General features: G+C 63.3%; 20 protein-coding genes. 12 read left to right on the top strand and 8 right to left on the bottom strand.

The window, feature by feature from the left end; genetic code table 11:
- The first annotated feature begins 181 nt into the window (after positions 1–181).
- The 4 genes from cysS to AB9K34_RS23000 all read left to right on the top strand — a co-directional run bounded on the left by cysS (position 182) and on the right by AB9K34_RS23000 (position 4,800).
- Complete coding sequence (cysS, locus tag AB9K34_RS23015) at positions 182–1,564, top strand: cysteine--tRNA ligase (RefSeq protein WP_369957007.1); 1,383 nt, start codon at positions 182–184, stop codon at positions 1,562–1,564.
- 118 nt (positions 1,565–1,682) lie between these two features.
- A complete protein-coding gene (gene cimA / locus AB9K34_RS23010; protein ID WP_369957006.1) occupies positions 1,683–3,305 on the top strand; it encodes a citramalate synthase in 1,623 nt (540 codons plus the stop codon).
- Complete coding sequence (locus AB9K34_RS23005; RefSeq protein ID WP_369957005.1) at positions 3,302–4,015, top strand: trans-aconitate 2-methyltransferase; 714 nt, start codon at positions 3,302–3,304, stop codon at positions 4,013–4,015. Before cimA ends, AB9K34_RS23005 begins: the two co-directional genes overlap by 4 nt.
- Entirely contained in the window at positions 4,012–4,800 is a 789-nt protein-coding gene (locus AB9K34_RS23000) for a squalene/phytoene synthase family protein (RefSeq protein ID WP_369957004.1), read from the top strand. The genes AB9K34_RS23005 and AB9K34_RS23000 overlap by 4 nt, the downstream gene beginning before the upstream one ends.
- Positions 4,801–4,804: 4 nt before the next feature.
- On the opposite strand, the gene AB9K34_RS22995 is transcribed toward AB9K34_RS23000, so the two are convergent.
- Positions 4,805–6,037 (bottom strand): MFS transporter, encoded by a 1,233-nt coding sequence (locus AB9K34_RS22995; protein ID WP_369957002.1) that lies wholly within the window; start codon positions 6,035–6,037, stop codon positions 4,805–4,807.
- 102 nt (positions 6,038–6,139) lie between these two features.
- On the opposite strand from AB9K34_RS22995, the gene AB9K34_RS22990 reads away from it, so the two are divergent.
- The 3 genes from AB9K34_RS22990 (at position 6,140) to AB9K34_RS22980 (ending at position 8,351) form a co-directional block, all read left to right on the top strand.
- Entirely contained in the window at positions 6,140–6,895 is a 756-nt protein-coding gene (locus AB9K34_RS22990) for a cobalt-precorrin-6A reductase (protein ID WP_369957000.1), read from the top strand.
- Positions 6,892–7,527, top strand: a complete 636-nt coding sequence (locus tag AB9K34_RS22985; RefSeq protein WP_369956999.1) for a DNA-3-methyladenine glycosylase — start codon at positions 6,892–6,894, stop codon at positions 7,525–7,527. The genes AB9K34_RS22990 and AB9K34_RS22985 overlap by 4 nt, the downstream gene beginning before the upstream one ends.
- A 158-nt stretch (positions 7,528–7,685) precedes the next feature.
- A complete protein-coding gene (locus tag AB9K34_RS22980; protein WP_369956998.1) occupies positions 7,686–8,351 on the top strand; it encodes an alpha/beta hydrolase in 666 nt (221 codons plus the stop codon).
- 122 nt (positions 8,352–8,473) lie between these two features.
- On the opposite strand, the gene AB9K34_RS22975 is transcribed toward AB9K34_RS22980, so the two are convergent.
- Together AB9K34_RS22975 and AB9K34_RS22970 are read right to left on the bottom strand one after the other, a co-directional pair.
- Positions 8,474–8,905: a VOC family protein gene (locus AB9K34_RS22975; RefSeq protein WP_369956997.1), complete on the bottom strand. Its 432-nt coding sequence runs from the start codon at positions 8,903–8,905 to the stop codon at positions 8,474–8,476.
- A gap of 12 nt (positions 8,906–8,917) precedes the next feature.
- Positions 8,918–9,490 (bottom strand): pseudouridine synthase, encoded by a 573-nt coding sequence (locus AB9K34_RS22970; RefSeq protein ID WP_369956996.1) that lies wholly within the window; start codon positions 9,488–9,490, stop codon positions 8,918–8,920.
- 238 nt (positions 9,491–9,728) lie between these two features.
- Here AB9K34_RS22970 and AB9K34_RS22965 point away from each other — a divergent pair, with 238 nt between their 5' ends.
- Entirely contained in the window at positions 9,729–10,313 is a 585-nt protein-coding gene (locus tag AB9K34_RS22965) for an HNH endonuclease (protein WP_369956995.1), read from the top strand.
- A 50-nt stretch (positions 10,314–10,363) separates the two neighbouring features.
- Here the strand turns inward: AB9K34_RS22965 and AB9K34_RS22960 are convergent, their stop codons facing one another.
- The 3 genes from AB9K34_RS22960 to rocF form a co-directional block, all read right to left on the bottom strand.
- Entirely contained in the window at positions 10,364–11,344 is a 981-nt protein-coding gene (locus AB9K34_RS22960; protein WP_369956994.1) for an HAD family hydrolase, read from the bottom strand.
- Between the two features lie 220 nt (positions 11,345–11,564).
- Positions 11,565–12,611: an ornithine cyclodeaminase gene (locus AB9K34_RS22955; protein WP_369956992.1), complete on the bottom strand. Its 1,047-nt coding sequence runs from the start codon at positions 12,609–12,611 to the stop codon at positions 11,565–11,567.
- A gap of 106 nt (positions 12,612–12,717) precedes the next feature.
- Complete coding sequence (rocF, locus tag AB9K34_RS22950) at positions 12,718–13,632, bottom strand: arginase (protein ID WP_369956991.1); 915 nt, start codon at positions 13,630–13,632, stop codon at positions 12,718–12,720.
- 107 nt (positions 13,633–13,739) lie between these two features.
- Here rocF and AB9K34_RS22945 point away from each other — a divergent pair, with 107 nt between their 5' ends.
- Entirely contained in the window at positions 13,740–14,165 is a 426-nt protein-coding gene (locus AB9K34_RS22945) for an Lrp/AsnC family transcriptional regulator (RefSeq protein ID WP_369956990.1), read from the top strand.
- A gap of 1 nt (position 14,166) precedes the next feature.
- Here AB9K34_RS22945 and AB9K34_RS22940 read toward each other — a convergent pair whose 3' ends face one another.
- Both AB9K34_RS22940 and AB9K34_RS22935 read right to left on the bottom strand, forming a co-directional pair.
- The gene (locus tag AB9K34_RS22940; protein ID WP_369956988.1) at positions 14,167–15,558 is read right to left on the bottom strand and encodes a DUF2235 domain-containing protein; all 1,392 of its coding nucleotides are present in this window, start codon (positions 15,556–15,558) and stop codon (positions 14,167–14,169) included.
- 104 nt (positions 15,559–15,662) lie between these two features.
- Entirely contained in the window at positions 15,663–17,702 is a 2,040-nt protein-coding gene (locus AB9K34_RS22935) for an ASKHA domain-containing protein (RefSeq protein ID WP_369956987.1), read from the bottom strand.
- Between the two features lie 239 nt (positions 17,703–17,941).
- On the opposite strand from AB9K34_RS22935, the gene guaB reads away from it, so the two are divergent.
- The 3 genes from guaB to AB9K34_RS22920 all read left to right on the top strand — a co-directional run bounded on the left by guaB (position 17,942) and on the right by AB9K34_RS22920 (position 23,088).
- Positions 17,942–19,390: an IMP dehydrogenase gene (gene guaB / locus AB9K34_RS22930; protein WP_369956986.1), complete on the top strand. Its 1,449-nt coding sequence runs from the start codon at positions 17,942–17,944 to the stop codon at positions 19,388–19,390.
- A gap of 117 nt (positions 19,391–19,507) precedes the next feature.
- Entirely contained in the window at positions 19,508–20,686 is a 1,179-nt protein-coding gene (locus AB9K34_RS22925) for an RsmB/NOP family class I SAM-dependent RNA methyltransferase (RefSeq protein ID WP_369956985.1), read from the top strand.
- Positions 20,687–20,898: 212 nt separating this feature from the next.
- Positions 20,899–23,088: an ATP-binding protein gene (locus AB9K34_RS22920; protein ID WP_369957120.1), complete on the top strand. Its 2,190-nt coding sequence runs from the start codon at positions 20,899–20,901 to the stop codon at positions 23,086–23,088.
- Positions 23,089–23,090: the final 2 nt, after the last annotated feature.

The following is a 23,090-nucleotide window of genomic DNA, read 5'->3' as shown; positions in this document are numbered from 1 at the left end:
ATTGGGAATGCGACAATTACCTTGGCGAGTGAGTGGATCCTGTGCTATGCGCCTTGTCATGACCTGCAACCGCGCCATTATTTGCTGCATTCCCTGCTGATCTTACCAGCGGGCCGGTTTCTGTCATTTTCTTCTCCTGACCAAGTTGCTAAGCCCGCGCTGCCTGCGTGAGGATATTGCCATGACGATCAAGCTGCACAACACCAAGACCCGCAAGAAGGAGCCGTTTGATCCCATCGATCCCGGGAATGTGCGGATGTATGTCTGCGGGCCGACGGTTTATGATCGCGCGCATCTGGGCAATGCGCGCCCCGTCGTGGTGTTCGATGTGCTCTACCGGCTGTTGCGCCACACCTATGGGGCCGATCACGTGACCTATGTGCGCAATTTCACCGACGTGGATGACAAGATCAACGCCAGGGCCGCCGAAAGCGGGCGTTCGATCGGCGAGATCACCTCTGAGACGACGCAGTGGTTCCTCGATGACATGGCGGCGCTCGGGGCGCTGGAGCCGGATCACATGCCGCGCGCCACGCAGTATATCCCGCAGATGGTCGCGATGATCGAGGAGCTGATCGGCAAGGGCCATGCCTATGAGGCCGAAGGCCACGTGTTGTTCGCGGTGGACAGTTGGCGCGAAGGATATGGCAGACTGTCCGGCCGCTCGGTCGACGACATGATCGCCGGCGCGCGGGTCGAGGTCGCGCCGTACAAGAAGAACCCGATGGATTTCGTGCTGTGGAAACCGTCAGGCGCCGATCTGCCGGGGTGGGAGTCGCCCTGGGGACGGGGCCGTCCGGGCTGGCATATCGAATGCTCGGCGATGGCCTATGAATTGCTGGGCGAGAGTTTCGACATTCACGGCGGCGGCAACGACCTGATGTTCCCGCACCACGAAAACGAGATCGCCCAAAGCTGCTGCGCCCATCCCGAAGGCGATTTCGCCAGGGTCTGGCTGCATAACGAGATGCTGCAGGTCGAGGGCAGGAAAATGTCCAAGTCGCTGGGCAATTTCTTTACGGTACGCGATTTGCTGGAACAGGGCGTGCCGGGGGAAGTGATCCGCTTTGTGTTTCTAAGCACACATTACCGCAAGCCGATGGACTGGACTGCGGAGAAGGCAGAAGAAGCAAAAGCGACCTTGATGAAGTGGCGCAGTGCGGTGGATGGAATCAAGCCATCAGATGTCGATCCGGAAATGCTGCGTTTGCTGTGCGACGACCTGAACACGGCAGGTGCGATTGCGCGGTTGCATCAACTTCATCGCGAAAAGGACATGGGGGGCCTTGCCGCATCGGCAGGGATGCTGGGCTTGCTCGATTTTGAAACCGGCGCATGGTGGCGAGAGATTTCGGATTCTCCGACGGATGAGCTGAAAAAGACCGTTGAACGATACATATCCGAACGTGCTGAAGCCAAGAAGAACCGAGATTTCGCAAAGGCCGATGCGATCCGCGACGATCTCGCTTCGATCGGAATAATGTTGTCGGACTCCCCAAATGGGACCGATTGGATGCTGGATCACACAAATCCGCAGCTTGGAAACTTCGAGGCACTGAAATGACGGACGCGACGCAGGTCAGCGCCCGACCCTGTGTGGGTGCAAAGCGCCCTCCCGGGGGGAAGGTCGGACACTGGTCGGGCCGTTGGCCCGTCCCGGTTGATTGTCGCGGGAGAGTCCTATGAGCCGCGAGCGTCTCTATCTCTATGACACCACCCTGCGCGACGGGCAGCAGACACAGGGGGTGCAGTTCTCGACCGCCGAGAAGATGCAGATTGCCCGCGCACTCGACGATCTCGGCGTGGATTATATCGAGGGTGGCTGGCCGGGCGCCAATCCGACCGACAGCGCGTTTTTCGAGGAAGCCCCGCAAACCCGCGCCAGGCTGACGGCGTTTGGCATGACCAAACGTGCCGGCCGGTCGGCGGAGAATGACGACGTTCTTGCGGCGGTGACAAATGCCGGCACGAATACCGTCTGTCTCGTGGGCAAGGCGCATGATTATCACGTGACCGCCGCGCTGGGGATCACGCTGGAGGAAAATCTCGAAAACATCGGTGCGTCGATTGCCCATGTCGTCGGGCAGGGGCGCGAGGCCCTGTATGACGCCGAGCATTTCTTTGACGGCTACAAGGACAATCCCGACTACGCGCTGGCCTGTTGCCGCGCGGCACTGGACGCGGGCGCGCGGTGGGTGGTTTTATGCGACACCAATGGCGGCGCGCTGCCATCACATGTCGGGCGGATCGTGGCCGAGGTGATCGCCGCCGGTATTCCGGGGGACCGGCTGGGCATTCACACCCATAACGATACCGAGAACGCGGTCGCCTGTTCGCTGGCGGCCATCGAGGCCGGGGCGCGGCAGGTACAGGGCACGCTGAACGGGCTGGGCGAGCGGTGCGGCAATGCCAACCTGACCTCGCTGATCCCGACGCTGCTGCTCAAGGAGCCTTATGCCAGCCGGTTCAAAACCGGGGTCAGCCGTGCGGCGCTCAGGGGACTGACCCGGACGAGCCGGATGCTCGACGATATCCTGAACCGGGTGCCGATGCGGCAATCGCCCTATGTCGGGGCGAGCGCCTTTGCCCACAAGGCGGGGCTGCATGCCAGCGCGATCCTCAAGGATCCGGGCACCTACGAACATATCGAACCGGATCTCGTGGGCAACCAGCGGATCGTGCCGATGTCGAACCAGGCCGGGCAGTCGAACCTGCGCAAGCGGCTGGCCGAGGCGGGGCTGAAGGTGGACAAGGGCGATCCGGCGCTTGGGCGCATCCTCGAACAGATCAAGCAGCGCGAGGATCAGGGCTATTCCTACGACACGGCGCAGGCGAGCTTCGAGTTGCTCGCGCGCGAGGAACTGGGGCAGTTGCCCGAGTTTTTCGAGGTCAAGCGTTACAAGGTCACGGTCGAGCGACGCAAGAACAAGTATAACCGGATGGTCAGCCTGTCCGAAGCGGTCGTGGTGGTCAAGGTCGATGGGCAAAAGCTGCTTTCGGTGAGTGAATCGCTTGATGAGGACGGCAGCGACCGGGGTCCGGTCAATGCGCTGAGCAAGGCGCTGGCCAAGGACCTGGGACAGTATTCCTGGGTGCTCGAAGACATGCGGCTCGTGGATTTCAAGGTGCGCATCACCCAGGGCGGGACCGAGGCCGTGACCCGCGTGATCATCGACAGCGAGGACGGCAAGGGGCGGCGCTGGTCCACCGTCGGGGTCAGTCCGAACATAGTCGACGCGAGCTTCGAGGCGCTGCTGGATGCGATCCGCTGGAAACTGGTGCGCGATTGTGGGAGCGCCACATGATCGATCCCGAGATGCTGGTGCGGATCTACACCGGCCTGGATCGTGAAGGACCGGGCGAGCCAGCGGATGTGGCCTGGGCGATCGCGCGGCTGGGCCTGTCCGGCAGGATCTCGATCTGCGATGCCGGTTGCGGATCGGGCGCAGACAGCGCCACCCTTGCGGAACTGCTGCCGCAGGCGCAGATCACCGCCATCGACCAATTGCCCCACCTTGTGAAAGAGGCGCAGGCGCGGTGCGGCAGCCTGGCGAATGTCACCGTGCGGCAGGGCGATATGGCGGATCTCACGGGTCGCCATGACCTGATCTGGTCCGCCGGTGCCCTCTATTTTCTGGGTGTGACGGAAGGGTTGCGTCGCTGGCGCGATGCGCTGGCAACCAATGGCAGCGTGGCGTTTTCCGAGCCGGTGCTTCTGGGGCCGCCGGATGACACGGTTTCCGCCTTCTGGAAAGGATATCCCGCGATTACCGATCTGGACGGGATTGTCGCGCGCATCGATGCCGCCGGTTTCGAATTGCTGGATCATCGCGTGATCGTTGGTGCGCCCTGGGCGCGATATTACACGCGGTTCGCGGCCCATCTGGCGACACTGCGCGCCGAAGACGATCCGGATCTGCGCGCCGCCGTCGCCACGTGCGAACGGGAAATTGCCATGTGGCGCGCGGCGCAGGACCGCATTGCCTATGCCCTGATGCTGGTGCGCCCCCGGTGACCACGGCGGCCGTTTTTTCCGACGATCTCATCGCCTGTGCCAATCTGGTCCGGCGTGGCGATCCGGATCGGTTCATGGCCGCGATGGCCGCGCCGGTGCAGGCCCGGCGCGTGCTGTTTCCGCTTTATGCCATGAATGTCGAAATCGCCCGCGCGCCCTGGGTGACGCAGGAACCCATGATCGCGGAGATGCGCCTGCAATGGTGGCGCGATGCGCTGGCTGAAATCGCCGGGGGCGGTCCGGTTCGGCCGCACGAGGTGGTGACCCCGCTTGCCGGGAGCCTGCCGCCGGAACTTGCAGCGCAGGCGGACGAGATGATCGCGGTGCGCCGCTGGGACATCTACCGGGAGCCGTTCGAGGACAGCGATCATTTCGAACGGTATATCGACGCGAGTTCGGGAACGCTCATGTGGTTGGCGGTGCGCAGCCTGGGGCGCGCAGAGGAAACCGTTGTCCGCGATTACGCTTATGCGGTGGGACTGGCCAACTGGTTTCGCGCGATTCCGGAGCTGGAGGCGCACCGGCGTGTGCCCTTGCTCGACGGGACGGGCGACGGTGTGCGCCGTCTGGCCGAGCAGGGACTGGCGCGGCTGGCGCGGGCGCGCAGGAACAGATCAGGGGTCGACCCCGAGGCGCGGGCCGGCCTTCTGGCCGGGTGGCAGGCGGAAACCATCCTGGACCAGACACGCCGCACGCCGGATCGGGTGGCCCGTGGAACGCTGGGCACCAGCGAGGCGCGCAAGCGGCTGAGCCTGATGCTGCAATCGGCGACCGGGCGCTGGTAAGTGCTCAGACGCCTTGTTCGCGGGGTTGCAGAACCAGCCAGAGCAAGGCTCCGCCGGCAAGGCACAAGAGCGGCACCATCGCCATGTTGACGGCGGTCCAGCCTTCGACGGCGCTGCCACCGGAACAGTTCATGAGACCGCCCGAGGCAAGCGACGCCACTGTCACGCCACCAAATACCAGCAGGTCGTTCAGCCCCTGCATGCGGCCGCGTTCCTCGGGTCTGTGGGCGCCGGCCAGCATTGTCGTCGCGCCGATAAAGCCGAAGTTCCAGCCGAGACCCAGCAGGATGAGCGCCACGAAGAAATTTTCCAGCGCCACGCCGCTCAGCGCCACCGCACCGGCACTGGCCAGGATCATCAGGCCAAGCGCGACGATCCGCTCGACCCCGAAGCGGGCGATCAGGTGACCGGTGAAAAATGACGGGGCAAACATCGCGAGGACATGCGCCGAAACGATGTCGGCGGCATCGCCCTTGGTAAATCCGCATCCCACCACGGCCAGCGGGGTCGATGTCATTACGAGATTCATCAACGCATAGGACACCATCGCACAGATCACCGCCACGGCAATGCGCGGGGTGGTGATCAGCTCCCATCGACTGCGGCCGCGCGGGCTGTCGGCACCGGGCGGCGGCGGTTTGGGGATGTCAATGAACAAGAACAGTAACGAACCAATCAGGTTGATCGCGATGATCGCCAGATACGTGCCGGCAAATGCCGAGACCACCGCATTCGGGGAGAGCACCAGACCGGATGTTGCCTTGACAAGTTGTGGGCCGATCACTGCCGACAGCAGCCCGCCCGCCATCACGTAGGAAATCGCCTTGGGGCGATAGCTGTCCGACGCGGTGTCGGCGGCGGCAAAGCGATAAAAGCCCTGCGCGCTCATGTAGAGACCGGTGAGAAAGCTGCCCAGCAGAAACACCGGGAAGGAGTTGAGATAGAGGCCATAGGCACCCACCGCGCCGCCAAGGGCCCCGCCAAGCGTGCCGAGAAAGAACCCGGCGCGGCGTCCGAACTTCTGCATGATCGCCGATACCGGTGTGGCCGAGACCATCGATCCCAGCACGATCAGCGAAATCGGCAGCGTGGCAAGGCAGATATTGGAGGCCAGCGACTGACCCGCCAGCCCGCCGACCGTGAAGATCATCGGCATCTGCGCCCCGAGAAAGGCCTGCGCCGCTACGAGCACCCAGACATTGCGCCGGGCGCGCTTATCATCGAACTGGTTTGTCATATGGATTGGTTATCCGCGAGACTCAATATGGGTTGGTTATCCGCGAAACTCAGGGGGTACAAGCGGCTTGCACGCGCGCGCCAGCGGGATAGTGTCGCGGCCATGGCAAATGTATCGGGACAGCATCGGCATATCCTGCTTCTGGCCGGAGCGGGAGAGGCACGCGCAATTGCTGCGGCGCTTGCCGAACGCGACGATTGCAAGGTGACAGGCTCGTTTCTCTATCCGCCGCGCAGTTTCGGCCCGCTGCCGGTGCCGACCCGTTATGGCCGGTTTGGCGGAGAGGACGGCATGGCCCGATACCTGATGGCCGAAGGGATCGATGCGGTGATCGACGCCACCCATCCTTTTGCGCATCAGATCAGCGCAAGCGCGGCGCGGGTCTGTGCGAGGCTGGCCATTCCGCTGCTTCAGGTGCTGCGCCCGTGCTGGACACCGGGCGCTGGCGATCGCTGGACCGAAGTCGCCGATGAGCGCGCGGTTGCGGCGCACCTGCGTCCGGGGCAGCGGGTGTTCACCACCACCGGTCGTGCCACACTCGATCATCTGGTGTCCCGGTGCGATGCGCGCTTCTTCGTGCGGCAACTCGAAGAGCGCAGGCCGCCCGAGAACTTGAAGAATGTCCGCTATGTCACCGGAAACGGTCCATTTTCGGTCGAAGAAGAGAGGGACACCCTGAGCGGGCTGGAGATCGACGTGCTGGTTGTCAAGAACAGCGGCGGCACGACCAGCGAGACCAAACTGATCGCGGCGCGATCCCTCGGTCTGCCGGTGATCCTGATCGCGCGGCCGCCGCAGCCGGATGTCCCGCGCGTTGAAACCGTGTCTGGTGCGCTGAACTGGGTCGACGGGTTATGAGTGTCGGGCGGATCATCGTCTGCGATGACTGTGTCGAGGAAGGCGCGGCATGGCTTGCCGAGCGGGACGAGCGTATGGCGGCGGCGCTGCGTGACACGGGGCCGCTGCCCCTGCGCCTGCGACCGGACGGGTTCGACCAGCTTCTGAGCGCCATCGTCAGCCAGCAGGTCAGTGTCGCATCTGCGAACGCAATCTGGACCCGTATGCAAGAGGCGGGACTGTCCGATCAGGCGGGCGTGCGCCGGGCCGATGATGCCGCGTTGCGCGCGGTCGGTCTGAGCCGGCAAAAGATGCGCTATGCCCGCGCCCTCGCCGGGGCCGATATCGATTACGTCGCCTTGCGGACGACACCCTCGCCGGAGGTGATCAAGACGCTGACGCAGGTGCCCGGCATCGGCGCATGGACAGCAGAGATTTACGCCATGTTCAGCCTTGGCCGCGCCGATGTGTTCGCGCCGGGGGACCTTGCCCTGCAGGAAGCCGCGCGTATCCTCTATGGTCTGTCGGAGCGCCCCAGAGAACCTGCGCTGCGTGAGCTGGCGCTGGTGTGGTCGCCGTGGCGATCCGTGGCGGCGCGGATACTCTGGGCCTATTACAGGGTTGCAACCCGGCACAGGGGCATCTCCGACTGATGCCGGGCGCTCGCCGGTTCCCGTGTGGGAGCGGTGGCCGGGCACCAAGTTGCAGCAATCGCCTTGTCAGTCACGGGAGCGCATGCCAGAACCGTGCAATTGCAGGCCGTGTCGCGAAGGTTGTGTGGCACCCTGCGGCAAACAGGATCGAGGATTTCATGACGCGCGTATTGACTGCAGGCCGCAAAGAGCCGCTCTCGGGCACAACACGATCGGTGGTGGTCTTCCTGCACGGGTACGGGGCCAACGGGGCCGACCTGCTGGGATTGGCCGACCCCTTGGGCGAACATCTTCCGGATACGCTTTTCGTGGCGCCCGATGCGCCGGAGAGCATTCCGGGAATGCCCAATGCCTATCAGTGGTTTCCGATCCCGTGGATAGACGGGTCGAGCGAAGAAGAGGCAATGCGCGGGATGTCGGCCGCGATCGACGATCTCAATGCGTTTCTCGATGCGCTGATGGTGGACGAGGATCTGCTGCCGGAACAACTGGTCCTGTTCGGTTTTTCGCAGGGGACGATGATGGCGCTGCAGGTCGGGCCGCGCCGCGAGGACGAGATTGCGGGAATCGTCGGGTTCTCGGGCCGGTTATTGTCGCCGGAAACGCTGGCGGACGAGGTGGTCGTGCGCCCGCCGATCCTGTTGGTGCACGGAGATCAGGATGACGTGGTGCCACCGCAATCCTTGCCGGAAGCCGCCGAGGCGCTGCAGGAAGCCGGCTGGCAGGATGTCTATGCCCACGTGATGAAAGGCACCGCGCACGGTATCGCGCCCGACGGGCTGAGTGTGGCGCTGGCCTTCATGCGCGACAAGTTGAGCCTGTAGGGCAAACACCGCTTTGACGCCGCCCATGGCTGCCCGTCGCGCGGCCTTGGGCGGGATCGGCGTGGTTTCGCGCGACATCGTGAAATATCCCGCCGGCGTACGCAGGAGTCTCTGTCAGCGGGTCATTCCCAGAGCCAGGGTTCGGCAAACTCGACCGAATTTCCTGCGGGATCGCGCACATAGAGCGAATGGGCACCGTTGGGCCAGTCGAACTCGGCATCCACCGCGACGCCCGCAGCGATCAGGCGCGCGCGCATGTCGGCAATCTGCGGGCGCGGCATGGCAAAGCAGACGTGACCCGATCCGCGTGCGCCATGCGCCGGAACCGGTATTTTCGCGTTCCTCGACGGTTCCGATGTCGCATCCGGGTTGAAAACCAGAAGAACCGCGTCGCCGATCCGGAAAAACACGTGCCGGCCCGGAACGGTCTGAAACGCCTCAAGTCCCAGCAATCCCTGATAAAAATCTGTCGCCGCGCCGAGGTCTTCGGCATAGAGCGCGGTTTCGAGCACCTTGGCCGGGGCCGTGGCGGAGGGGAGATCCGTGGTCTTCATGCGCCCATGCTATCAGCGCCGCAGGCGTCTGTCAGCGTCCGCGTCGCGCCATTCTCCCGGTGGCAGACCGTCGAGCGACCACGGCCCGATGCGCGCACGGATCAGGCGCAGGGTGGGATGCCCGACCGCTGCGGTCATGCGGCGGACCTGCCGGTTGCGGCCTTCGGAAATCACCAGTTCGATCCAGCAATCGGGCACCGATTTGCGCACGCGGATCGGCGGGGTGCGGGGCCACAATCCGGCGGGCGGCGCGATGCGCCGGACCTTGGCGGGGCGGGTCGGACCGTCTTTCAGGGTGACACCGCCGCGCAAGGTGGCGATGGCATCGGTATCGGGTATCCCTTCGATCTGGACCCAATAGGTCTTGTCCATCTTGTGCCGCGGATCGGATATTCGCGCCTGAAGCCGGCCGTCATCGGTCAGGAGCAACAACCCCTCGCTGTCGCGATCCAACCGCCCGGCGGGGTAGACACCGGGCAGGTCGATGAAATCGGACAGGGTGCGACGCGGACTGTCACGGCTGCCCGAATCGGTGAATTGTGACAGCACGTCATAAGGTTTGTTAAAGCGGATGAGGTGGCTCATGCCGCCGTCCTACAGCGCCCGGCAGCACCGGTTCAACAGGGCAAAGCGCAGCAATGTGGATAACTGTCATACCCCGGTTACCTTGCACTTGCAGCATGCGCGCGAATTGATGGCGACATATTGTGGCAAAACAGGACTTGTCAGGTGGTAACCACGATATATAGTCATCTTCAGGCTGGGGCGGGTTCCCCGCTCTGGTGCCGCGAAACGGGCAGACAGGGCGAGGACGGAGTCACCCATGAACGCTGAATTCAGGACGGATTTTGTCAGAGAACCCGGTGCGTTGCGCCAGAACCCGGCTTTGGTCCTGAACGCCGATTATCGCCCCTTGTCCTACTATCCGCTCAGCCTCTGGAGCTGGCAGGAAGCGATCAAGGCGGCGTGGCTGGACCGGGTTGATATCGTGGCCGAATATGACGAGGTGGTGCGCAGTCCGAGTACCAGTATCCGAATACCTTCGGTGGTGGTGCTGAAGGACTATGTAAAACCTCAAAAGCGCGTGGCCTTCACGCGCTTTAATTTATTTCTGAGAGACGAATTCCGCTGCCAGTATTGCGGCAGCAAGGGGGAACTGACCTTTGATCACGTGGTGCCTCGCGCCAGTGGCGGGGTGACAAGCTGGCAGAACGTCGTCGCGGCGTGCTCTCCCTGCAATCTCAAGAAAGGCTCCAAACCGCTGCATCGCACCGGCATGTCCCTGCGCAAGCCGCCGCGCCAGCCGCGTGCCGAGGAACTGCGCAATATGGGTCGCAAGTTTCCGCCAAACCATCTGCACGAAAGCTGGATGGATTTTCTCTATTGGGACGCCGAACTCGAGGCCTGAGCCGCTCTTGTGACGGTCGTCAGCGTCGATCGGATCGACGCGTCTTGCGGTCACTCGGGAAAGATCGTCTTCCAGTCCGTCTTCATGTCGATCACCAGCCAGCCATTATCGTTGGCGGCGTCGAGCGCCTTGTCGAGTTTGCCGACAGGCGAGGCGCGGTCATAGGCGTATTCCCGATCGGCGTCGGTGTGATGCACGATGGCGCCGAGGCTGGGGCCTTCAACGCCCACCGTGGTATATTCCAGCATCTGGAAATCGCCATCTGAATTGCCGAAGGCGATGATGGGACGACGCCCGATATGTGAATTGATCCCGACCGGCTTGCCCGCCTTGTCGTCAACAAACGCGATCTCGCCGGTGCGCATCAGGGTCGGTTTTCCGTCCACGATCTCGTATTCGGTGACTGTTGATGATCCGACCACCTGTTGCGGCGGGATGTTATAGACCTCCTGGGTCCAGGGGCGCATGAATTCGATACCGCCACCGGACACGATGTAGGTTTCGAAATCATTGTCCTGAAGATAGTCGATCAGTTCCAGCATGGGTTGATAGACCAGCTTTGTATAAGGCTTGTCGAACCTTGGATGTTTCGCCTCCGTCAGCCAGTCGAGGGCGATCTGTGCGAACTGCTCGGTGCTCATCCCCGCATGGGTCGCCGCGACGATCTCGAGCAGCCCCTTGTCACCTGTTGCGGCAAGAGCATCCATATCGTCCTCCAGAACCGCCTGAAACGGCTGTGTGGTTTTCCAGTCCGGGTGATCGGCGGCGATGTCCCTGACCCGGTCCAGCGCAAAGGCGAGCTGGGTATAGATCGGCTGTTCCACCCATAGGGTGCCGTCATTGTCAAAGGTGGCGATGCGGTCGTCCTCATCGACATGGGCATCGCCATTCTCATCCGTCACGTCTTGCACGAAGGCGATGATCGCGCGCTTGCTCTCCCCGTCATTCCACGAGGGCAGCGGATCGTCCTGTGCCGCCGCGGGCAGGGCAAGAGCGATTGCGATGGCGAGGCCGGGTGCTGCTGGTGTCATATCATCTGCGCCTTGTCGCTAGACAGCCTGGGTGTCATGTCGGTCCTGACCGGGCGAGACCGCCCGAACACCTCCCAGTTTAGACCTCCATCGCCGTTCGGCAAGCGAATGTCGGGGGACCGGCGCAATCGGGATACGGCGATTGCAATACCTGAACACGCGGCAAAAGAACCGGCGGTCAGGCCATGAGCGCGGCTTGTCCGATCTTCATGCCGGATATTTATTTGGCGGCGCGGCTCAGCATGCCGAACAGATCGCGCGGGTCATCCGGATCCGCCAGCAGGTCGAGCGGATGGTAGAGGCCGGTCTCCGGCAATTGATCGCGAACATAGCGCAGGGCCGAAAAATCCTCGATCGCAAAGCCGACGCTGTCAAACAGCGTGATCTGCCGCTCAGACGTGCGCCCCTGCGCCGTGCCGGATATCACCTTCCACAGCTCTGTGACCGGGTGATCGGGATCAAGCTGCTGAATCTCGCCTTCGATACGGGTCTGGGGCGGAAATTCGACAAAGATGTCCGCACGATTCAGGATCGCCGGTGCGAGTTCGGTCTTGCCCGGACAATCCCCGCCGATGGCGTTGATATGTACGCCCGCCCCGACCATGTTGTCGGTCAGGATGGTGGCATATTGCTTGTCGGCGGTGCAGGTGGTCAGGATTTGCGCGCCCTCGATGGCGTCTTCCGGCGATGTGCATGCCACCACGTTAAGTCCGTGACCCGCGAGGTTGGTGGCGCATTTTTCGGTGGCGGCGGAGTCGATGTCGTAGAGGCGCACGGATTTCAGCCCGCAGATCGCCTTCATGGCGAGGGTCTGGAATTCCGACTGGGCACCGTTTCCGATCATTGCCATCGTGTCGGCCCCCTTGGGCGCAAGGTGCCGGGCGACCATCGCGCTGGTTGCGGCGGTGCGCATGGCGGTCAGGATGGTCATTTCTGTCAACAGAACCGGATAACCCGAGGCGACATCGGCCAGCAGGCCGAAGGCGGTCACGGTCTGCAGTCCCTCAGCGGTGTTCTTGGGATGGCCATTGACATATTTGAAGCCGTAAACCTCGCCATCCGACGTCGGCATGAGTTCGATGACGCCCTCGGCGGAATGGCTGGCGACGCGGGGCGTCTTGTCGAACAGTTCCCAGCGTTTGAAATCCGCCTCGATATAATCCGCGAGACCACGCAGCATCGGTTCGATCCCGATATGGTGGATCAGTTGCATCATGTGGTCGACGGAAACAAAGGGGACGAGGGCCTTGTCGGAAGGTTGGGTCATGTCGGTCTCTTTCATCTTCATCAGCGGCGGGCCGGACGTCCGGCGGTTTTGAGTCTGGACAGAACCAGCGGCGAACGGCTGGGGTCGCGGCGTGAGAGCCGGGCCGTCAGGTCGGACGATCAAAGACGCGGCGTCCGAGCGACGATGCGGCAAGGTCAACCATCACCGTCGCGGTGCGGCCGCGATCATCCAGAAACGGGTTCAATTCCACGAGATCGAGCGACGTCATCAGGTCGCTGTCACAGATCATCTCCATCACCAGATGTGCTTCGCGGATGGTGGCGCCGCCCGGAACCGTGGTGCCAACCGCAGGGGCGATCATCGGATCGAGAAAATCGACATCGAGGCTCACATGCAGCAAACCGTTCGCTGCGGCGACCTTGTCAAGGAATGCCGCCAGCGGAGCGGCGATGCCGGTCTCGTCGATCGCGCGCATGTCGTGGCGTTCGATCGCGGTCTGCTGGAGCGCTTTCCTCTCCGCTGCATCGACTGAGCGCAGTCCGATGATACAGATGTTTTCCTGCGGCACCGGGTTTGTGATGACGGGAAAGCCGCCGAAGCCCGACCGGCCGGTGACATAGCCCAGAGGGGTGCCGTGCAGGTTGCCGGAATCCGAGGTTTCGGGGGTGTGATAGTCGCTGTGGGCGTCGAGCCAAAGCACGAAGAGCGGCCGGCCGCGGGCGGCGGCGTGGTTGGCGACGCCGGCGACGCTGCCCAGCGACAGCGCGTGATCGCCGCCCATGAAGATCGGCAGGCCGCGGCCCATGGCGTCTTCGGCGACACGGATCAGCCGGTTGGTCCAGCCGATGGTTTCGTTCGGGCGCACCAGCCTGCCTTCGCCGGTATCGGGGGCGTGCGCCGCCGGGGTGAGGTTGCCCATGTCCTTGACCTTGTGACCAAGATCGCCGAGCGCCTCGGCGAGGCCGGCGGTACGATAGGCGTCCGGGCCCATCAGACAGCCACGCCGCTCCTTGCCACTGTCGACGGGCGCACCGATCAATATGCAGGTTTTTTGTGTCATGAAAGCCTCGCAGAATGGGGTGCTTTATGATTAACTTCCGAAATGGTATTGTCGAAAGTGCGTATTTTGCACGATTGCTCCGGAATATGTGCAAATCGGAAGTTTGAATGGACAAAACGGATGAGCGTCTGATCGCCGCGCTGCGTCACAATGCGCGCGCGTCGCTTTCGGAACTGGCGGCGACGCTGGGTCTGTCGCGCACAACCGTGCGCTCAAGGATCGAACGGTTGCAGCAGAGTGGCCAGATTCTCGGGTTTACCGTGGTGATGAAAGAGGACACGCTGCGCGATCCGGTGCGCGGGCTGATGATGATCGGGATCGAAGGGCGCGGGACGGAACGGGTGGTGCGCCAGCTGCACGGGCTTGCCGCCGTGCGGGCGGTGCACTCCACCAATGGCCGCTGGGATCTGATCGTGGAACTGGGCACTGAAACACTGGAGGCGCTCGATGCGGCTCTTGCGACGATCCGGCGGTTCGATGGTGTCAGCACCAGCGAAACCAGCCTGCTGCTCGCCACAAGAAAGGCGACCTGAGCTACTCCGAAGAGGTATCGGGCAGGTTCACGGGCCGGTAGAACCGCCAGCGCCGCATGCGGTCATGCACCGACTCGTCGATGCTGTCGTCCGCTTCGATGACGCGCGGCTCGGACAGGGGCAGGTACCAAAGCCATCCGGGCCGATTGCGCCATTGCCGACGCAGGGTCGTCTTGGGAAAGATTTCGAGCGGCGCCCAGGCCAGCGACATCGAATTGTGCAGCGGCGCCATGGCATCCGGCTGCGCAAAACGCTGGCCGTCCGGTGTCCGGCGCTTGCGATCCTTGCCTTGCAGGAATCCCGAGCGATAGCGCGATTTGATCTCAAGCCCATGAACGGGCCTGGCGCGCCGCTCGCCCGGTTTTGGCGGATCGAGCGCGGTGTCTTCTTTCCAGGCGAGGTGTTCCATGCGGCGCAATTCGTCGAGCATCCAGAGCAGGGTGATCTTGCCGATCCCGCTGAAATACTCGCGCGGTGTGCCGCCTATGTCCGAGTGGTATCCCGGGAACCATCGCTGGTGAACGAATTGCGTGCGCTTGTCGCGCGCGTGGCGAAACCGGTCGCCGTAATAATCGCTCTGCTTCCATCGCAGGGGGCGGAACATGCTGCGGCGTTCGTCGACCGCCATGGCGTGCAGGACGATGCGCACCGAACTGTTGGTCTCGACATTTGCATGGGTGCTCAGTTCCATCGGGCTGCGGTAGGTAAACAAGGACGAGAACGGTCGGTTCAAGCGCACCATCGAGGCCACGGTATCAAAGAGGCCAAGGCATCGGATGGGCACACGTCCTTTTGGCCTGAGTACGGATTCGTACTGGCGCAGGGCCTTGAACACCACGGCATTCGGGGCATCGCGGTCATGTTCGGTGACGATCCTGTAGGCGCGGAACGCCTTGGTGATCATATGCAGTCTCGCGGGATCGACCAGGCCGAAATTGTGGATGAACCCCGCGAGGATCCGCGCCGCATAGGCCCCGCGGGAAAACCCGAAAATATAGATCTGGTCATCTTCCGCCCGGGGCGCGGAGGTCTGTTTGCGCGGCGCCTTCATGCCGAGTTCGCGGGCGGTTTCCCGCAGGGCCATGCGGTTGGCCGCATGGGCGCGGCGCTTGTCCGAGGCGCTTTGATAGGTGTGGCACAGAAAGCGATAGGCATCGAGCACATCGTCCTCCAGCCCCATGCCGAAGGCCAGCCCGGCCAGAGCCCGCGCCTTGCGCGTGAGCGCCGATTCAAAGAGCCGCGGGCCGTCCATGGTTCCGACGCCCGGCACATAGTGAACGATCTGCCGGTCCGATTGGGCCAGGCCCTTGTACAGCTTGAGAATATTGCTCTCGTTATCTCCGACCTGATTGCCGGTGCCGTCGATGCAGATGATGATCTTGCGGGCGTGCATGCGCAACCTTGTGCAATGACTGGATCAGGACCTCCAGCATGCCGGTTCCGCGCGCGCTGACAAGTGGGGGATACCCGACCCGAGAGGTCGCGGGCGCAGGTGTTTCACTTGCGCCGCCGCCGTCGTTCGCGCGTCTGGGTTTCCCGTCCACCCTGATTGAAGTTGACATCGGGCAGCGTCACGATGCTGTTGAGGATCGGATAGGGTTCGATCGCGTTCGGGATGTTCGAGGCATTCACGAAATGCTCCTGAAAGCGCGGCTCGATTGCTGTTTCGATCTTGTGGATGGCGCGCACGGTCTGTTCGATCTCGTCGCGTGCCTTGCGGTTGAGCAAAGCGATCCGCGCCCCGGTGCCGGCCGCGTTGCCCGCCGAACTGACCTTGTCGAGCGGCGCATCGGGGATCATGCCCAGAACCATCGCGTGTTTCGGGCTGATATGGGCTCCGAACGCACCGGCCAGGACGATCCGGTCAACCTGGTCGACCTCGAACTTGTCCATCAGCAGCCGGGCACCGGAATAGAGCGCCGCCTTGGCCATCTGGATCTCGCGAATGTCCCGGTTGGTCACGGTGATGCGCGGTCCGCCATCTGCGGTGCCATCCCAGACGAGATAGGAATAGGTGCGCCCATCCAGAATGCAGCGGTCGCTGCCTGTCTGTTCGGGCGATCCGATCAGCCCTGGCGCATCCACGAGACCCGCCATGCGCATTTCGGCGACCAGTTCGATAATGCCCGAGCCGCAGATGCCGGTAATGCCGGTGGTGGCGATGGCATCGGCGAACCCGTCTTCGTCCGACCAGACATCGCTGCCGATCACGCGAAAGCGCGGCGCCTTGGTCACCGGGTCGATCTCGACCCGCTCGATGGCACCGGGCGCGGCCCGCTGGCCCGAGGAAATCTGCGCCCCTTCAAAGGCCGGTCCGGTGGGCGAGGAACAGGCCAGGACCTTATCCTTGTTGCCCAGCAGGATCTCGGCATTTGTGCCCACATCGACCACCAGAACGAGGTCTTCGGATTTGTCGGGCGCTTCGGACAGGGCCACCGCGGCGGCATCGGCGCCGACATGGCCGGCGATGCAGGGCAGCAGGTAGATGCGCGCGCTCGGATGCAGTTTCAAATCCATCTCGGCCGCCGTCAGGTTGAGCGCGTCCGAGGTCGCCAGAGCGAACGGTGCCTGTCCCAGTTCGAACGGGTCGATCCCCAGGAACAGGTGGTGCATCACCGGGTTGCACACGAACACCGCATCCATGATTTCGGTCTTGTCGATCCCGGCCTCGGTTGCGATCTGATCGAACAGCGTGTTCATCCCGGCCCGCACCGCCGCAGTCATTTCCGCCGCGCCGCCGGTGTTCATCATCGAATAGCTGACCCGGCTCATCAGGTCCTCGCCAAAGCGGATCTGCGGGTTCATGATCCCCGATGAGGCCACGACGTCACCGGTCTGCATGTTGCACAGATGCGCCGCGATGGTGGTGGAGCCGAGGTCGACCGCAAGACCATAGACGGGGGCGTCGTGAAAGCCCGGCCAGACCTGCATGATACGCGGCCGATAGGCACGCGATCCGAGATGCACCGCGCAGGTCACTTTCCAGTCGCCCTTGCGCAGCACCGGTTGCAGGGTTTGCAGTGTCGCCAGGTCGATCTGCAGATCGGTCACGTCCCATTGCTCGCGTATGGCGTTGCGCAGGCGTTCGAGATCGCCGGTGGGATCATGCATGTCCGGTTCCGCGACCTCGACGTAAAAGAGTTTGACGCTCGGGTCGAGAACGATGTCGCGGGCCTCGGCCCGCTTGCGCACCACCTGTTTGTGGACCTGGCTTTCGGGTGGCACGTCGATCACCACATCGCCACGGACCTGTGCCTGGCATCCCAGACGGCGCCCGTCGATCATGCCACGCTTGGACCTGTAGCGTTCTTCGACCGCATTCCATTCGGTCAGCGCATCGGCGGCAACGCGGACGCCGTGCTTTGGGAATTCGCCATAGCTCGGGGTGATCTGGCACTTGCTGCAGATGCCGCGCCCGCCGCACACGCTGTCGAGGTCAACGCCAAGTTGGCGCGCGGCGGTCAGAATCGGCGTGCCCACGGGGAAACGGCCGCGTTTGCCCGAAGGCGTGAAGATCACGAGAGGGTCGGTTTGCATGCCTCTGTTCCACCTTGTGTGTCGACTTGGGTCACCATAGCCGGGGCTGTGTAAAGCGAAACGCGGGTAACGGCAATTTCTGATGCGCCAGCGTCATCGCTCTTGCGCGCCGGGCTGTCATGCCATGTGGCGCGTGCAAAATGCGCGGGATACGTCACAATATGCTGTATGAACCCTTTCCCCCATCATCCAACCGTGCCATAGGGAAGCGCCAAACGAGATATCCACGGAGAAAGACGATGGAGATTCGCGAGGCTCTCACCTTCGATGATGTTCTGCTGGTTCCCGCGGCCAGCAACGTGTTGCCTTCGACGGCGAGCACCGTGACCCACGTGACGCGGAGCATCCGGATGAACATTCCGCTGCTGTCCAGCGCGATGGACACCGTGACCGAGGCGCGCATGGCGATTGCCATGGCGCAGGCGGGCGGCATGGGGGTGGTGCATCGCAACCTGTCGATCGCGGAACAGGCCGAGGAAGTGCGGCGGGTCAAACGGTTCGAGAGCGGCATCGTCTACAATCCGATCACGCTGCGTGCGGATCAGACGCTGGCGGATGCCAAGGCCCTGCAGGAGCGCTACAGCGTGACCGGCTTTCCGGTGGTGGACGAGTCGGGGCGCGTGGTCGGCATTGTCACCAATCGGGACATGCGTTTTGCCACCGACGACAGCACGCCGGTGCGGGTGATGATGACCTCGAACAACCTCGCGATCCTGCAGGAACCGGCGGATCGTGACGAAGCGATCAGCCTGATGAAGGCGCGCCGCATCGAAAAGCTGCTGGTGACGAATGCCGAGGGCAAGCTGACCGGCCTGCTGACGCTCAAGGATACCGAGCAGGCGGTGCTGAACCCGACGGCCTGCAAGGATCATCTGGGGCGTTTGCGCGTCGCAGCGGCAAGCACCGTCGGAGATGCTGGTTTTGAACGCGCCGAGGCGCTCGTGGATGCGGGGGTGGACATGGTGGTGATCGACACCGCGCATGGCCATTCAGAGGGCGTGGCACATGCGGTCGAGCGCGCCAAGAAGCTGTCCAACGAGGTGCAGATCGTCGCCGGCAACGTCGCAACCGCCGAGGCGACGCGGGCGCTGATCGGGGCAGGGGCGGATGCAATCAAGGTCGGGATCGGACCGGGCAGCATCTGTACCACGCGCATGGTGGCGGGCGTCGGCGTGCCGCAATTGACCGCGATCATGGACTGTGCCGCAGGGGCCGGGGATGTGCCGGTGATTGCCGATGGCGGCATCAAGTTCTCGGGCGATTTCGCCAAGGCCATTGCGGCCGGGGCCTCCTGCGCGATGGTGGGCAGCATGATTGCCGGGACAGACGAGTCCCCCGGCGAGGTCATTCTCTATCAGGGGCGCAGCTTCAAGAGCTATCGCGGCATGGGCTCGCTCGGCGCGATGGCGCGCGGATCGGCGGACCGGTATTTCCAGAAGGACGCCGCCAGCGACAAGCTGGTGCCCGAAGGCATCGAAGGCCAGGTTCCCTACAAGGGCAGCGCCGGAACGGTCATTCACCAGTTGGTTGGCGGGTTGCGTGCCGCGATGGGCTATACCGGATGCGCGACGGTGGACGAGATGCGAAAGAACTGCAGCTTCGTCAAGATAACCGGCGCGGGTCTCAAGGAAAGCCACGTGCATGACGTGCAGATCACGCGTGAGTCTCCCAACTACCGGATTGGTTGAGGCGGCACGTTCCCGCTGTGCTTTTGGCAGGTCGGGGCGACGTAGACAGGACTGGGCAGTGGGACGACACGGTATCGATCATTCTGTGGCTGCTGCCGCGGCGACGGGGGCAAGGCAATGACACCTGCGGCGCGGGTACAGGCGGCGATCGAGATTCTTGACGAGATCGAGGCGGGCAAACCGGCGGAGCAGGCGCTGACCGGCTGGTCGCGCCGCAGCCGTTATGCCGGGTCCAAGGATCGCGCGGCCGTGCGCGATCATGTGTTCGATGCCCTGCGCTGCCGGCGATCTTTCGCGGCGCTCGGCGGCGCGCAGACCGGTCGCGGACTGATGCTGGGCGCGCTGCGACATGCCGGTATCGATCCGGACACGGTGTTCACCGGCGCAAATTACGCCCCTGCCGTGCCGGACGACCAAGAGCGCGAGGCGGGAACCGCGCTATCTGCGGGCCCCGAGGCGCTGGATATCCCGGACTGGCTCTGGCCACGCTTCCGGAACAGCCTGGGCGCGCAGAGCGAAGACTGTGCGCGTGTGTTGCAATCCCGCGCGCCCGTGCATCTCAGGGTGAACCACGGCAAGGCCGGGATCTCCGATGCACAGCAAAGCCTTCTGCGCGACGGGATCACGACGATCGCCCATCCGGCGGCGCGAAGTGCGCTTGAAATCACCGATGGAGCCCGACGCTTGCGGCAGTCGGCGGCCTACCGCGCGGGGATGGTTGAATTGCAGGACGCGGCAAGCCAGGCCGTGGTCGAGATGCTGCTCCTGCGCGACGGGATGCGGGTGCTCGATTTCTGTGCCGGGGGCGGGGGCAAGTCGCTGGCGATGGCCGCGCGGGCGCGCCTCAAGCTCTTCGCCCACGACGCCGCTCCGGATCGCATGGCTGACCTGCCGGCACGCGCCGAACGGGCGGGGGTGCATGTCAACCTGATTTCGGGTGACGATGTGGAACAGGTTGCGCCGTTTGACATTGTCCTGTGTGACGTCCCGTGCTCCGGAAGCGGCGCATGGCGGCGTTCGCCCGAGGGCAAATGGCGACTGAACGAGGCGGCGCTGCAACGGCTTGGCGAGGTTCAGGCGGGTATTCTGCAGACCGCTTCGCGCCTTGTGGCGGATGACGGTGTGCTGGCTTATGCCACATGCTCGGTGCTGCGTGACGAAAACGACGACCAGATCGAGCGTTTTCTGCAACAAAATGCCGGCTGGAAGCGCGCTGTTCAGCGACAGTGGACAATGCTGGACGGGACCGACGGCTTTTTCACGGCACACTTGACGCGGGATGTTTCAGGTGGATAGACAACCTATACGGTAAAGTTCGCACGTTAATCATCGGTTAACGTCTGGCCTACGACAGTAGCGCGGACGAACACAGGTTTGGGAGTCGTCGTTTGAAGAACATCCGCGACTTGTCTTTCTACTCCTTTCTGGAGGCGCATTTTCCCAGCAGCGTGCGTCTCGGTATCGTTGCCGGGCTGGCCTGTGCCCTGGGGGCGATCGGGTTTTTCGTGATGCCGCCTGGCGTCCTGTCACACAGCATGCTCGCGGGCGCGGCGACGTTGCTGGTGGTCTCGATTATCTTTTCGGCCCGCAACATCACGCAGCGCAGTTCCGCCGATGCCGAAAGTCAGGCCCTTGCGGCGGTGATCGAACGGGATGCCGCGCCCGGTTTCGTGACGGATGAGGACGGTTCGATCCGGTTGTGCAATACCGCCGCCAGAACGCGGTTCTCGGATACCGAGAGCGATACGCTTGCGAGGACGCTTCGGATCATGTTCGCCAACCCGTCTGCCGTGCTCTACCGATTGCAATGCCGTGCGCGGCTGGAGGGCGCCGCGCACGAAGACCTCGTGACGCGCCGCGGGCACATTCGCCTGTCGGTGCATCAGGTCGGGGAGACCGGCTTTCTCTGGCGGCTCGAAGACATGCCGGCGCGCGCGACCAACGCCGGGCGCGGCGAGACATTGCCGGTGCCGATGATAACAACCGGGCGTTCCGGGGCGGTGCTGTATATGAATGACGCGGCGCTCGATCTGGTGGGCAAGCGTGTCAAGTCGCTGGATCGGCTGTTTGCCGAGCTTCCGGTCAAACCCGGCAGCGTCAACCGGCTGAGCGCCAAGGATGGCCCGATTGCCGTCATGGTGGCCGAGAATGACGGCTTTGCCGGTCGGCGCGAACTCTATTTCCTGCCCGCGGACACGGCCGGGAATGCCGGGCATGACATCGTGTTCGAAACCCTGCCGGTGCCGATGATCAAGATCGCCACCGATGGGCGTATCGTGCTGGTGAACCAGATGGCGGCCGCGCTGCTCGGCAATGACAGCGCCGAAGGGCTGATGCTCGGACAGACGATGGAGGGGCTGGGCCGACCGATTTCCGACTGGTTGCAGGAAACGGTGTCGGGGCAGGCGCAGAAGATTTCCGAGTTCCTCCGCGTGAGCCGCAAGGACAGAGAGGTCTTTTTGCAGGTCACTCTGAGCCGCGTCACGGAGAACGGTGAAACGATGCTGATCGCCGTTCTGAATGATGCGACCGAATTGAAAACGCTCGAAGCGCAGTTCGTGCAGAGCCAGAAGATGCAGGCCATCGGCCAGTTGGCGGGCGGCGTCGCGCATGATTTCAACAATCTGCTGACGGCAATTTCCGGGCATTGCGATCTGTTGCTGTTGCGGCATGACCAGGGGGATCAGGATTATGGCGACCTGGTGCAGATCAACCAGAACGCCAACCGCGCGGCGGCGCTTGTCAGTCAGTTGCTGGCGTTCTCGCGCAAGCAAACGCTGCGCCCCGAGGTGCTTGATCTGCGCGAAACGCTGTCGGATCTGACGCATCTGCTGAACCGGCTGGTTGGCGAGAAAGTGGCGCTGACACTCAGCCACGACCCGGTGCTCAGCCCGATCAGGGCCGACAAGCGACAATTGGAACAGGTGCTGATGAACCTCGTGGTGAACGCCCGCGACGCCATGCCCACCGGCGGTGAAATCCGGATCGAGACGGAGATCACCACGCTCAAGACGCCGCTGACGCGCGATCGGGCGACGGTGCCGCCGGGATCTTACGTGACCGTCAAGGTGGGCGATGAAGGGGTGGGAATCCCACCGGACCGGCTGCAAAAGGTGTTCGAACCGTTCTACACGACCAAGCGGACAGGCGAGGGCACCGGGCTGGGCCTGTCGACAGCCTACGGGATCGTCAAGCAGACTGGTGGGTTCATCTTTGTTGACAGCACCGTCGGAAACGGCACCGTATTCACGCTGTTCTTCCCGGTATACGAGGCCGAAGCCGAAGCGAAGCCGGAGGTGGCGAGGCCCGCGCCGAAACCCACCGCCAAGCAGGGTGAGGGTGTGATACTGCTGGTCGAGGACGAAGCACCGGTTCGCGCCTTTGCGTCCCGCGCGCTCAGGCTGCGGGGCTATACCGTGCTCGAGGCGGAATCGGCAGAGGACGCGCTGAAGACGCTCGAAGATCCGGATCTGAACGTGAATGTCTTTGTGACCGATGTCGTGATGCCGGGCATGGACGGGCCGAGCTGGGTGCGCGAAGCATTGAAAACCCGCCCGAATGTGCGGGTGGTTTTCGTGTCGGGATATGCCGAGGGCGCGTTCGGAGATGCGCAGCCGGCAGTGCCGAACTCGGTCTTTCTGCCGAAACCGTTCTCGCTCAACCAACTCACCGAAACCGTGCATCAGCAATTGCACTGACG

The organism is Sedimentitalea sp. XS_ASV28 (genome assembly GCF_041224545.1).
Taxonomy (GTDB): Bacteria; Pseudomonadota; Alphaproteobacteria; order Rhodobacterales; family Rhodobacteraceae; genus Sedimentitalea.
The sequence above is the reverse complement of the archived record's forward strand: the minus strand, read 5'-3'. Positions and strand labels throughout refer to the sequence as shown.